This window comes from Streptomyces coeruleorubidus, from assembly GCF_008705135.1.
GTDB classification, from domain to species: domain Bacteria; phylum Actinomycetota; class Actinomycetes; order Streptomycetales; family Streptomycetaceae; genus Streptomyces; species Streptomyces coeruleofuscus.
In genome coordinates, this window is sequence record NZ_CP023694.1 from 6,128,151 (window position 1) to 6,140,113 (window position 11,963).

Sequence of the window (11,963 nt, forward strand, 5' to 3'; positions counted from 1 at the left end):
ATGGCCTCAGAGTTGCCGAATCGGTTCCTGACGCCTGAGGACCTGGTCGAGATGTTCGAACTGCCCAGCGTCGAAACCGTCTACCAGTGGCGGCGCAAGCGCACTGGTCCCCGCGGCTTCCGAGTCGGACGGCACCTGCGCTTCGACCCGAACGACATACGGGCCTGGGTGGACTCCCAGCTCGGGGAAGCTGCCTGATGGCCGGGCATATCCAGGACCGTTGGTACCGGACCGAGGTCGGCCCGGACGGCAAGACACGCAAGGTCAAGACCGACCGCCACGGAACGGGCATGCGTTACCGGGCTCGCTACGTCGGACCGGACGGCACGGAGAAGTCCAAGAGCTTTCCTGACCGCCAGAAGCGGCTTGCTGAGCAGTGGCTGGCGCAGATCGAGGCGGACATGTCGCGCGGGCAGTACATCGACCCGCAAGCAGGGCGCCTCACCGTTCGCCAGCATGCGGAACGGTGGCTTGCGTCGCTCACCATGGACCCGGGCACGTTCGTGGGCACCGAGCAGCGCATCCGCCTGCACGTCCTGCCGTATCTGGGCAGTCGCACTCTGGGCTCGCTCCGCCCGACGCACATTCGTGAGTGGCTTCGGAAGTTGCAGGACAGGGGAGTCGCTCCCGCGTATCAGCGGGTCATCTTCGCGAACCTCTCCACGATGCTGACGGCGGCCGTGGATGATCGCCTGATTCCTGAGAACCCTTGCCGTTCCTCGTCAGTGCGGGCGCCGAAGCTCGACCCTCGCCGGATCGCTCCGTGGCCGCGCGAGCGTGTGCTCGCCATTCGCTCGGCGCTGCCTGAGCCGTACCGGGCCATGGTGGATTTGGCCGGCGGGTGCGGCTTGCGCCAGGGCGAGGTCCTGGGCCTGGCGGTCGAAGACGTGGACTTCATCGATGGAGTCGTGCACGTGGTCCGACAGGTCAAGCTCATCCGTAACCGCCCCGTGTTCGCGCCGCCCAAGGGAGGCAAGACACGCACAGTCCCGCTGCCCGAGAGCGTTGCTCGGTCGATCGAGGAGCACATCGGCCAGCACCCGCCCGCTGATGTGACGCTGCCGTGGCGGGAGGTCGACGGCTCGCCGGTCACCGCGTCCCTGCTCTTTCACAGGGATCAGGGCCGTCCGGTCAACCGGAACGACTTCAACCGCTGGACCTGGTATCCGGCCCTGGACACGTCGGGTATCCCTCGCGGCCGGGCGAGCGGAATGCACGCGCTGAGGCACTTCTACGCGTCCGTTCTCCTGGACGCGGGGGAGAGCATCAAGGCCCTGAGCGAGTACCTCGGTCACCACGATCCAGGCTTCACGCTGCGCACGTACACGCACCTGATGCCCAGCAGCGAGAAGCGGACCCGAGAGGCAGTGAACCGTGCCTTCGCCGACGGCCCGGACACCGATGACGGCCCCACGACGGCCCAGGGGGAGTGAGGCTGGAGGAAACCCGCAGGTGGGGCCAGGTTCCGCCTGACTTGCCGGTGTACTGACCGGACGGGCCGGCATACCGAGCCGTATCCGGCATCCCTTCCCGAGTGGCGGGGCTTCGCGCACCACGGGTGCCCGGAGCCCCCGCCGTCGTCATGAGCAGACCTTGCCGTCCTTCGGCACCGTCCCGTCCAGCAGATACGCGTCCACTGTGGAGTCGACACAGTCGCTGCCGCTGCCGTACGCGCCATGTCCCTCGCCCCGCCAGGTGAGCATCACTCCGACGCCCTTGCCCAGCTCGTCGGCCATCCTCCGGGCACCCTCGTACGGGGTGGCCGGGTCGCCGGTGTTGCCGACGACCAGGACCGGTGCCGCGCCGGGGGCGCTCACCTCCGGGGTGTCGTGCTGCCCGGGCACCGGCCAGTCGTGGCACCAGCCGGCCGTGTCCCAGCCGAGGAACGTCCCGAAGACGGGGGAGATCTTCTCGAACTCCGGCAGCAGTTTCTTCGTGGTCGCCGCGGTCGGCCGCTGCCGGTCGTCCAGGCACGATATGACCCGTTGCGCGTGGGTTGTCGTGCCGTAACGCCCCGACGCGTCGCGCTCGTTGTAGCCGTCGGCGAGGGCCAGCAGCTCCGAGCCGTCTCCCCGCTCGGCCGCATCGAGGGCGCTGGTCAGTGTCGGCCAGCTGTCCTTGCTGTACAGGGGCAGGATGATGCCGGTGGCCGCGAGCGTCTGTGTCAGCTTCCGCCCGGGCGTACCCGCCGGCAGGGGCCGGGCGTCGATCCGCCGCAGCAGGTCCGCGATCTTCCGCGAGCCCTCCGCAGGGTCCTGGCCCGTGGACTCGAGGTAGGCGTTCAGGGCGCGCTGGAAGCCCCTGGCCTGGTTCTTGGCGTGCCCCACCGCGTCGGCGCCGGGGTCGACGACCGCGTCCAGGGTCATCCGCCCCACCTTCTTCGGGAACAGATGCGCATACGTGCCGCCCAGCTCGGTCCCGTAGGAGATGCCGAAGTAGTGCATCTTCTTGTCGCCGAGGACCTCCCGGATGCGGTCCATGTCGCGGGCCGAGTCGGCGGTCGACACGTGCGCCATCAGCTTCCCGGCGTCCTTCTGACAGCCCTTGCCGAAGTCGGCGGCGTCCTGGAAGTACGCCCTCTCCTCGGCCGGTGTGTCCGGCGTGACGTCCACCGACTCGGCCGCCTGGATCGCCTTGTCGCCGCGGCAGCGCACGCCCTCGCTGGCACCGACGCCGCGCGGGTCCCAGCTCACCAGGTCGTACTGCTCACGCAGTCGGGAGACGGTCGGGGCGTAGGACGGCATCATGGACACGCCCGAGGCGCCGGGGCCGCCGAAGTTGAACAGGAGCGAGCCGACGCGGTCGCCACCGCGGGCCTTGGCGCGGATCAGCGCCAGCCCGATGGTCTCGCCGTCCGGCTCGGACCAGTCCAGCGGCACCTTCAGCGTCGCGCACTGCCAGTCGCTGCTCGGCGCGGGGCCGTCGGCGGTGGCCTTGCAGCGGCCCCAGGAGAGCCCGCCCTTGCCGTCGTCCGACGAGCCGCCGCTGCACCCCGCGACGAGCAGTGCCGAGGCGGCCGCCAGAGCGGTCCACCGTGCGAAACGCGTCATGTACCCATCCCCCCTCGCAGGCCGTCCGCACGTGCCGCGGATGGCGGTCAGGCCATGGTAGGCAGATCCCGCGTCGGCCGTTGCAGCCTGTGGATAACCTTCTGACCTGTGCGTTTGCCGAGCCGGGGCTGATCTCAGGTGCAGACGGTCTCCGCCCGCGGCACCTTTCCGTCCAGCAGATAGCCGTTCACCGCGTCCTGCACGCACTTGTTCTTGCTGCTGTAGGCGCCGTGTCCCTGCCCCCGGTACGTCAGCTCGACACCGACGCCCTCGCCCAGCGCGTCCACCATCTTCCGTGTGCCCTCGTACGGGGTGGCCGGGTCGCCGGTGTTGCCGACGACCAGGATCGGCGCAGCGCCCGGCGCTCTCACGTCCGGATGGTCGGCGGCGCCCGCCACGGCCCAGTCGGTGCAGCCGATCATGCCCCACGCCATGGCGTCGCCGAACAGGGCGGACGCGGCCCGGAACTCGGGCAGCTTCCGCTCCACGAAGGCGGCGTCGTAGCGGGGTTTGGAGTCGGCGCAGCCGATGGCCCTGTGGGCGGCGGTCGAGTTGTCGTACTCGCCGTTCTCACTGCGCCCGTTCATGGAGTCGGACAGCAGCATCAGAATCGTGCCGTCACCGTCGTACGCCTGCTGCAGGCCCTGGGTGAGGTACTCCCAGAGCTCCTGCGAGTACAGCGCCTGCAGGATGCCGTCGGTCGCCGCGGTCTGGGTCAGTTCGCGCGGGAAGACGCCCCGGATCGGCCTGCGGTCGAGGTCCTTCAGCAGCGCGCCGATACGGTCCTTCACGTCCTGCGCGCTGTCGCCGATGGGGCACTCCTCGGTCTTCGACACGCAGTCCTCGGCGAAGTTGTCGAGCGCGAGCTGGAATCCCTTGGCCTGGGCCAGCGAGCCCTGTTCGCCGTTCTTCGTGGGGTCGACGACGGCGTCGAACACGGCACGGCCGACCTTCTGGGGGAACAGGTGGGCGTAGACGCCGCCGAGTTCGGTGCCGTAGGAGATGCCGAAGTAGTGGAGCTTGTCGTCGCCGAGGACCTGGCGCATCAGGTCCAGGTCGCGGGCCGCGTCGGTGGTACGCACGTGCGGCAGGATCGTCTCGGAGTTCTGCTCGCAGTCGTCGTTGAACTCCTTGGTGTTCTCCAGAAGTTCGGTGCGCTCGGCTGCGTCGTCGGGTGTGCCGTCCTGCTGGAAGTACGCGTCGAGCTGCTGGTCGTTCTGGCAGATCACCGGGGCGCTGCGGCCGACCCCGCGCGGGTCGAAGCTGACCAGGTCGTAGCTGGTGCGCAGGGTCTCGTAGTCCTCCGCGGAGCCGGGCAGCGAGGTGACGCCCGAGCCGCCGGGGCCGCCGAAGTTGAAGATCAGCGAGCCGATGCGTGCGCCCTCGTCGCCGCTGCTCCTGGCCCGGATCAGCTCGAGGCCGATCGTGTCGCCCTTGGGGTCGTCCCAGTCGAGCGGGGCCTTCATGGTGGCGCACTGCCACTCGCCGCCGTCCGGCAGCGGTGAGGGCGAGGCGCCTCCTCCCTGGGCATCGGACGGCGTCGGGCAGTCCTCCCAGCTCAGCTCCTGCCGCGTCAGGTCCTCGTCCTTCGCCTCGTCGTCACCGCAGCCGGCCAGCACGGTGGACAGCAGTACGGCGGTGACGGTCAGGGCGGCGGTGCGCAGCCGGAGGAGGGTTGGCATGGTTCCATCCTGCGGCGGTCCGGAGCGGGGCGCTCGGGGCGCGTGCCGTACGAGGTAAAAGGGCTCAGTGAGGCTAAAGGGCCTGCTTGCGAGTCAGATGGTTGAAGGCCAGCCAGCCCGGCAGCACGGGCAGCCACAGCGTCAGTAGGCGGAACAGCAGGACCGCCGGCGCCGCGACCTCCTTCGGCAGACCGACGGCGATCAGACCGACCGTCAGGGTCGCCTCGACCGCGCCCACACCGCCCGGGGTCGGCGCCGCGGACCCCAGGGCGTTGCCCGCGAGGAAGACGACGGCGACGCTGGCGAGGCTGATCGACGTGGACTCGTCACCGAACGCGCGGATCGACGCGTCCAGGCACATCACGAAGCAGGCGGTCAGCAGCAGCATGCCGCCGATGCCGGTGACCAGCTTCTGCGGCCGCTGGAGCACGTCCAGCATGCGCGGCACGACACCGGCGAACAGCGACCTCACGCGCGTGACGACGAACTTCCGCAGGAACGGCACCGAGGTCACCACGAGGACGAGCACCGCCACCGTCAGCAGGCCGGCGATGACCGTCCGGGACGGCGACAGTGACGGCGTCTTCTCGGTGCCGGTCAGATAGCCGAAGGACAGCAGCATCAGGATGTGACAGCCGAGCCCGAACAGCTGCGACGCTCCGACGCTCGCCACCGCGAGCCCCGGCCGCACTCCGGCGCGCTGGAGGAAGCGCGTGTTGAGGGCGACACCGCCCACGGCCGCCGGAGCGACGATCTTCACGAACGACCCGGCGACCTGCGCGGCCACGGTCCGCACGAACGGCACCCGCTCGGGCACGAACCCCAGCAGAGCCATCGCCGCCGCGACGTAGCTGCCCATCGAGAACAGCACGGCCGCGGCGACCCAGCCCCACTCGGCGTTCGCGATGAGCGGCCCGAACTCGATGTGCGTGAGCTGCGTCAGCAGGAAGTACGCGCCGATCGCGCCGGCCATGAAACTGATCAGCGTGCGCGGCCGCACCCGCTCCAGCCGGGCCGGCTCGACCGGCGCCTGCGGCCTGATCCGCAGCACCTCGTGCCGGATCTGGGTGAGCAGGTCCTCCTCGCGCGCCTCCTCCAGGGCCTCGTCGATGGCCCGCTTCTCGGCCCGCTGCTCCGCCCGAACGGCCTTCTTGTCGGGTTTCTCCAGGGCTGGAACGGCGTCGTCCGAGGTGTCCTCCGGGCGCGCCGGCTTGGCCTGGCGGGATGCCTCCAGGACCGCCTCGCGCTCGCGCTGTGCCCGCTCCCGGGCCAGCCTGCGCAGCGTCGCGCGCGTGGAGCGGCTGAGCGCGATGGGCTGGAGCATCGGCAGACAGTCCGCCACCGCGTCGGGGCCGAGCACCTCCACCGCCGAGGCGACCGCTCGCTCCGCGCCCACCCGGAGCCCAAGGGTCACCAGCAGCTGGGACGTGTCCATGCGCAGCAGCAGGTCGCCGGCCGCGATCTCGCCGACGCGCAGGTCGGTGAGGATCACCGTGCCGGAACGATCCACCAGAATCGCGTCACCGACCAGCCTGCGGTGCGCGATGCGCCGGGACTGAAGAGCCTTCACCTGGTGCCAGGTGTCGCTCAGCAGGTCGTCGGTGATCTCCTCGTCCGGCAGCGAGTCCAGGGTGCGGCCCCCGCTGTGCTCGTAGACGAGCATCACCGCGTCGGGGCCAAGCTCGGAGGTGGCGATCAGCTTGGGCGCGTTGGCGCCGGCCGCGATGGCCGCGTACGCCAGCAGCGCCTCCTGCTCCAGGGCCTGGCGCAGCGACTGGAGGCTGCTGCGGGTGGCGAAGCCGCGCAGGGTCAGGTTGCGCCAGGCGCGGTAGAAGAAGCCCTGGGCCTGCTGCTCCCGGTCGACCACCGTCACGTCCAGCGGCGGGCCGTCCTCGAGCGTGACGAAGTAGCGCCGCCCGCGGTCCCCGGTGTCCGGGTTGTGGTCAGGGATGTCCTCGCGCGACGCGCTGACGGGTCGGAAGCCGACGGTCCGCAGTCCCGCCATCAGGGTCTGCCCGGTGGGCCGGACGTTGGGTGAGCCGACCGCGTAGAGCGTGCCGTAGGCCACGGTCCAGCCGATCAGCACCGTCAGGATGATCGAGAACGGTGTCGTGTACCCGGTGACGAGCATCGAGAAGGCGTCGAGGAGCAGCACGACCCACAGCACCGTGCGCCATCTGGGCCTGCGTGACATGCCGACGGCCGTCATGTACGCGATGACCGGCGCCAGATAACCGTGCACGGGGTCGGTCAGCGCGTGGATGTCGCCGGGGGAGGGCTGGGTGAGCGCCTCCTGGATCGAGCCGGGGGCGGCGCGCGCGACCCACAGGTCGGTGGCGAGGGTCACACCGTGGGCGAGGACGGCCGCGAGCACGCCGTCGGCGATTCTGAGCCCGTCCCGTTTGATCAGCCGCTCGATGGCGAAGGCGACCGGCACCAGCAGGATCGCGATGCTGGAGGCCAGCCCCGCGATCTTGATGAGCAGGTCGGGCGCCTGGCCCGTGCCCTTGTTGATGTCCTGTTCGAGGCCCGAGGTGGTGCCGTGCGCGAACGCGGCGATCCCGATCAGCAGCGCGACGGCGAGCACGCCCACCAGGAGCCGCATCAGGTCGGACGGGCGGTGCACGCGCGCGGGGAGCAGCGGTTCGTCGCCCTCCACCTCGTCGATGTGCACGGTGTCCTCGTCCTCGGCTGCCGTCGGGGCCTTCTTGCCGGACTTCCCGGCTGCCGTCGGAGCCTTCTCGGCGGACTTCTCGGCGGCCGTCCCGGCCTGGTCACCGGCCGGCTCGTGGCCGTCGTCCGGAGTGCCCGGGCGCGACGAAGCGTCGGAGGTGCCCTCCGTGTTCTCGGGGTGCGCACCCTGCTGCTTCATCGTCTCTTCTTGGTCTCGTATCACCGGTCACCGCCCGCACGATGGTGGCATGCCGCACCGACACACGGGGGCATCAGGGTGCACATGCGGGGGCGGACAGTCTGCCCGACGCGCTCCCTCCGGGTGAGGGAAACGCTCCGGAGCACACCCGTCCCGTTGTCGGTGGGGTGCGGCAGGATGGGGCGGATGAGCGAGGAGAGCCTTCCGGAGGACGCCGGCGCGCAGGGCGCCCGCGCGGGGTACGACAGCACCCGTGAGGAGCCCGGGGAAGCGCTGCCCGCGTACGCCGAGCGGGTCCTGGACGTCGCCGAACTGATCCCTGCGGGCCGTGTCATGACATACGGGGACGTCGCCGAGTGGCTGGAGGAGGGCGGTCCGCGGCAGGTCGGCCGCGTGATGGCCCTCTACGGCGGGGCCGTTCCGTGGTGGCGCGTCGTCCGCGCGGACGGCGTCCTGCTCCCGGGGCACGAGCAGCGGGCGCTCGGCCACTACCGCGCGGAGGGCACGCCCCTGAAGGAGGCGAGCCGGGCCACCGAGGGCCACCTGCCGCGCCTCGACATGAGACGGGCGCGCTGGGACGGCGGCGAACGCGCGGAGGGTCACACCTGACAGCTTCCGCCATCGGACGCCCTCCCGTGTGACCCGTGATCCGTACGGGGGAACCTGGGCACGCGGTCGGTATGACGTACGTTCGTGAGATGAGGGACGTGGGTGCCATGAGCGCCACGAGTGACCGGCGGGAGTAAGGGGAAGCCCTGCTTCCGCCTCATCCGTCGGCGTAGCGTCGGCTGCACGCGTCCCCGTCACCCCGCGGTCACCGCCCGCCATGCGCGGTGGCCCGCCAACCAGCACTTCCACCAGGACCGGCGAACCACGTGAGCTCCTCTTCCTCCATCAGCGGCCTGTCGCACCCCCGCGTGCGCCGGGGGAGCCGTGGCGCTTACCGATTGGTACGTACCCCTCCTGCCCGGGTGGACCCCCCTCTTTTGGACGCCTCGCAGCGCTCCGTGGTTGACCACACCACCGGCCCGCTGCTCGTTCTCGCAGGCCCGGGCACCGGCAAGACCACCACGCTGGTCGAGTCCGTGGCCGAGCGCATCGCCCGGGGCCACGATCCCGAGCGCGTCCTGGTGCTCACCTTCAGCCGCAAGGCGGCGGTGGAACTGCGCGATCGCATGGCCCTGCGGTGCGGCGCGGCCCGCGCTCCCCAGGCGACCACCTTCCACTCGTTCTGCTACGCCCTGGTCCGCGCCCACCAGGACAGCGACCTGTTCGTGGAGCCGGTGCGGCTGCTCTCCGGCCCCGAGCAGGACGTCTCGGTCCGGGAACTGCTCGCCGGCCAGGTGGACCTGGAGCGGCTGGGCCTCGCGCACGTGCGGTGGCCGGACGAGCTGCGCGCCTGCCTGACCACGCGTGGTTTCGCCGACGAGGTCCGCGCGGTCCTCGCCCGTACCCGTGAACTGGGTCTCAGCCCTGACGCGCTGGACGCCTTCGCCCGCCGTACGGGACGCCCCGACTGGCGCGCCGCCGCCGCCTTCCTCGCCGAGTACCTCGACGTGCTCGACCTCCAGGGCGTGATCGACTACGCAGAACTCGTCCACCGCGCGGTGCTCCTCGCCCGCCGGCCCGAGGTCGCCGCGTGGCTCGCCGCCCGGTACGACGCCGTCTACGTCGACGAGTACCAGGACACCGATCCCGCTCAGGTACGACTCCTGGACGCGCTGGCCGGCGGCGGGCGCACCCTCGTCGCCTTCGGGGACCCCGACCAGTCGATCTACGCGTTCCGCGGGGCGGATGTGAACGGCATCCTCGACTTCCCGCACGCCTTCCCACGCGCGGACGGCCACCCTGCCCCCGTCGCGGTGCTGCGCACGTCCCGCCGCTCCGGCGCCGCGCTGGTGGCCGCCACCCGGCTGCTGACGCAGCGCATGCCACTGACCCGCCTGCCCGCCGAGAAGGTGCGCGCCCACCGCGAACTCGCTCCCCTACGGGACGGCGGCCGCGTCGAGGCGTACACGTACCCGACGCCCGGGACGGAGCTGGACAACATCGCCGACATCCTCCGCAGGGCCCATCTCGAAGACGGCGTCCCCTGGAGCGAGATGGCCGTCCTGGTGCGCGCCGGCTCCCGCACCGTCCCGACGGTCCGCCGCGCCCTCACGGCGGCCGGCGTGCCCGTGGACGTCGACGGCGACGACGTGCCCTTGCGCCACGAACCGGCGGTGGCACCGCTGCTGACGGCGCTGCGGGCGGTGGCCACGGCGGAGGCGGGGACTTCTGGGACCGCGCTTGCCGAGCCTCAGGATCCCGACAGGGGCACCTGGGACACCTCCTTTGAGGACGCCCCTTCGGCGCAGCCGGACACCTCCTCCGAGGACACCCCTTCCACTCAGCCGGACACATCCTCCGAGGACGCCCCTTCCACTCAGCCGGACACATCCTCCGAGGACGCCCCTTCCGCGCAGCCGGATACCTCCTGGCTCGACACCGAGACCGCCCTCACCCTCCTCACCTCCCCGCTCGCGAGCATGGACGCCGCCGACCTGCGCCGCCTCGGACGGGCCCTGCGCGACGAGGAGCGGGCCGCGGGCAACCCGCTGCCGCCGCCCTCCGACGTGCTGCTCGCGCAGGCGCTCGCCGAGCCGGAGCGCCTCGCCGTGCACGACCCCACGTATGCGCGTGGCGCCCAGCGCCTCGGCGCCCTGCTGCGCAAGGCCCGTGAGCGGCTCGCGAGCGGCGGTACGGCCGAGGAGGCGCTGTGGGACCTGTGGGAGGGCACGCCGTGGCCCACGCGGCTGGAGCGGGCGGCCCGCCGGGGCGGCGCGGCCGGGCGCAACGCGGACCGCGATCTGGACGCCGTCTGCGCGCTGTTCGCGACCGCGGCCCGTGCCGAGGAGCGCACCGGAGGCCGGGGCGCCCTCAACTTCCTGGAGGAGATCGAGGCCGAGGACATCGCCGCCGACACCCTCACGCGCCGTGCCGTACGCCCCGACGCCGTCCGCCTGATGACCGCGCACCGCTCCAAGGGCCTGGAATGGCGCCTCGTGGTGGTCGCGGGCGTCCAGGAGGGCCTGTGGCCGGATCTGCGCCGCCGCGGCTCCCTGCTGGAGGCCGACCGCATCGGCCGCGACGGACTCGCCGAACCCCTCACCCCCGGCGCGCTGCTCGCCGAGGAGCGCCGCCTGTTCTACGTGGCCGCCACCCGCGCGCGTGAACGCCTCGTCGTGACCGCCGTCAAGGCCCCGGCGGACGACGGTGACCAGCCCTCCCGCTTTCTGACCGAACTCGGCGTCGAACCCAAGGACGTCACGGGACGCCCGCGCCGCCCGCTCTCCGTGGCGGCACTCGTCGCCGAACTGCGCGCCACCACGGTCGACCCGCGCGTCTCCGACGCCCTCCGGGAGGCCGCCGCCCGCCGCCTCGCCCGGCTCGCCGCCCTCGCCGACGAGGACGGCCGCCCCTTGGTGCCGTCCGCGCACCCCTACCGCTGGTGGGGCATGTTCGAGCCGACCGAGTCCAAGGTGCCGCTGCGCGACCGCGACCAGCCCGTCGTGCTCTCCGGCAGCGCCCTCGACCAGCTCGCCAACACTTGCGCCCTGCAATGGTTCCTGGGCCGCGAGGTGAAGGCCGACGCGCCCGCGACCGCCGCCCAGGGCTTCGGCAACGTGGTGCACGTCCTCGCCGACGAGGTCGCCTCCGGGCACACCCCGGCCGACCTCTCCGTCCTCATGGAACGGCTCGACTCCGTGTGGAACGCCCTCGCCTTCGACGCGCCGTGGAAGTCGGACCAGGAGAAGGACAACGCGCGCGTGGCGCTCGAACGGTTCCTGAAGTGGCACGTCATGGACCGCACCGGGCGTACCCCGGTGGCCAGCGAGCACGACTTCGACGTCACCCTCGAAGCCGGTGACTACCAGGTGCGCATCCGCGGCCAGATGGACCGCGTGGAGGCGGACGGCGAGGGCCGTGCCTACGTCGTCGACTTCAAGACCGGCAAACAGGCGCCCACCGGCAAGGAGGTGGAGCGCCACCCGCAGCTCGCGGTCTACCAACTGGCGGTCCGCGAGGGCGCCGTCGACGACGTCTTCGACGGTGTGCGACCCGAGCCGGGCGGCGCCGAACTCGTCCATCTGCGCCAGGGTGCCGCCCAGCGAGACGGCGGCGAGAATCTGCCCAAGGTGCAGGCCCAGGAGCCGCTGGAGGGGGAGTGGGTCGGCGACCTGCTGGCCACCGCGGCCGGCAAGGTCCTCGACGAACGGTTCACCCCGACCGCCGGTCAGCACTGCACGCACTGCGCGTTCCGGGCCTCCTGCAGCGCGCGGCAGGAGGGCCGCCATGTCGTCGAGTGATTTATCGCAC

The 11,963-nt window shown here is 71.6% G+C and carries 7 protein-coding genes; 4 read left to right on the forward strand and 3 right to left on the reverse strand.

Going from position 1 to position 11,963, the window contains the following annotated elements; genetic code table 11:
- Positions 1 to 198, forward strand: coding sequence for a helix-turn-helix transcriptional regulator (locus CP976_RS28445; RefSeq protein WP_150482900.1), 198 nt, complete (start codon positions 1 to 3; stop codon positions 196 to 198).
- Entirely contained in the window at positions 198 to 1,433 is a 1,236-nt protein-coding gene (locus tag CP976_RS28450; protein ID WP_150482901.1) for a tyrosine-type recombinase/integrase, read from the forward strand. The genes CP976_RS28445 and CP976_RS28450 overlap by 1 nt, the downstream gene beginning before the upstream one ends.
- A gap of 147 nt (positions 1,434 to 1,580) precedes the next feature.
- On the opposite strand, the gene CP976_RS28455 is transcribed toward CP976_RS28450, so the two are convergent.
- From CP976_RS28455 to CP976_RS28465, 3 genes are all read right to left on the reverse strand, one after another.
- On the reverse strand, positions 1,581 to 3,050 hold the full coding sequence (locus tag CP976_RS28455; RefSeq protein ID WP_150482902.1) for an alpha/beta hydrolase: 1,470 nt from the start codon (positions 3,048 to 3,050) through the stop codon (positions 1,581 to 1,583).
- Positions 3,051 to 3,184: 134 nt separating this feature from the next.
- Positions 3,185 to 4,732, reverse strand: a complete 1,548-nt coding sequence (locus tag CP976_RS28460) for an alpha/beta hydrolase (protein ID WP_150482903.1) — start codon at positions 4,730 to 4,732, stop codon at positions 3,185 to 3,187.
- Positions 4,733 to 4,805: 73 nt separating this feature from the next.
- Positions 4,806 to 7,604, reverse strand: a complete 2,799-nt coding sequence (locus CP976_RS28465) for a lysylphosphatidylglycerol synthase domain-containing protein (protein ID WP_150482904.1) — start codon at positions 7,602 to 7,604, stop codon at positions 4,806 to 4,808.
- A gap of 186 nt (positions 7,605 to 7,790) precedes the next feature.
- Between CP976_RS28465 and CP976_RS28470 the strand changes: the two genes are divergently transcribed.
- Both CP976_RS28470 and CP976_RS28475 read left to right on the forward strand, forming a co-directional pair.
- Positions 7,791 to 8,213, forward strand: a complete 423-nt coding sequence (locus tag CP976_RS28470; RefSeq protein WP_229875553.1) for an MGMT family protein — start codon at positions 7,791 to 7,793, stop codon at positions 8,211 to 8,213.
- A gap of 266 nt (positions 8,214 to 8,479) precedes the next feature.
- Positions 8,480 to 11,953, forward strand: a complete 3,474-nt coding sequence (locus tag CP976_RS28475) for an ATP-dependent DNA helicase (RefSeq protein WP_150482906.1) — start codon at positions 8,480 to 8,482, stop codon at positions 11,951 to 11,953.
- Positions 11,954 to 11,963: the final 10 nt, after the last annotated feature.

What these genes read in the sequence shown, in the direction of transcription:
- CP976_RS28445 (WP_150482900.1), top strand. Translation starts at nt 1, where the DNA reads ATGGCCTCAGAGTTGCCGAATCGGTTCCTGACGCCTGAGGACCTGGTC.
- CP976_RS28450 (WP_150482901.1), top strand. Translation starts at nt 198, where the DNA reads ATGGCCGGGCATATCCAGGACCGTTGGTACCGGACCGAGGTCGGCCCG.
- CP976_RS28455 (WP_150482902.1), bottom strand. Translation starts at nt 3,050, where the DNA reads ATGACGCGTTTCGCACGGTGGACCGCTCTGGCGGCCGCCTCGGCACTG.
- CP976_RS28460 (WP_150482903.1), bottom strand. Translation starts at nt 4,732, where the DNA reads ATGCCAACCCTCCTCCGGCTGCGCACCGCCGCCCTGACCGTCACCGCC.
- CP976_RS28465 (WP_150482904.1), bottom strand. Translation starts at nt 7,604, where the DNA reads ATGAAGCAGCAGGGTGCGCACCCCGAGAACACGGAGGGCACCTCCGAC.
- CP976_RS28470 (WP_229875553.1), top strand. Translation starts at nt 7,791, where the DNA reads ATGAGCGAGGAGAGCCTTCCGGAGGACGCCGGCGCGCAGGGCGCCCGC.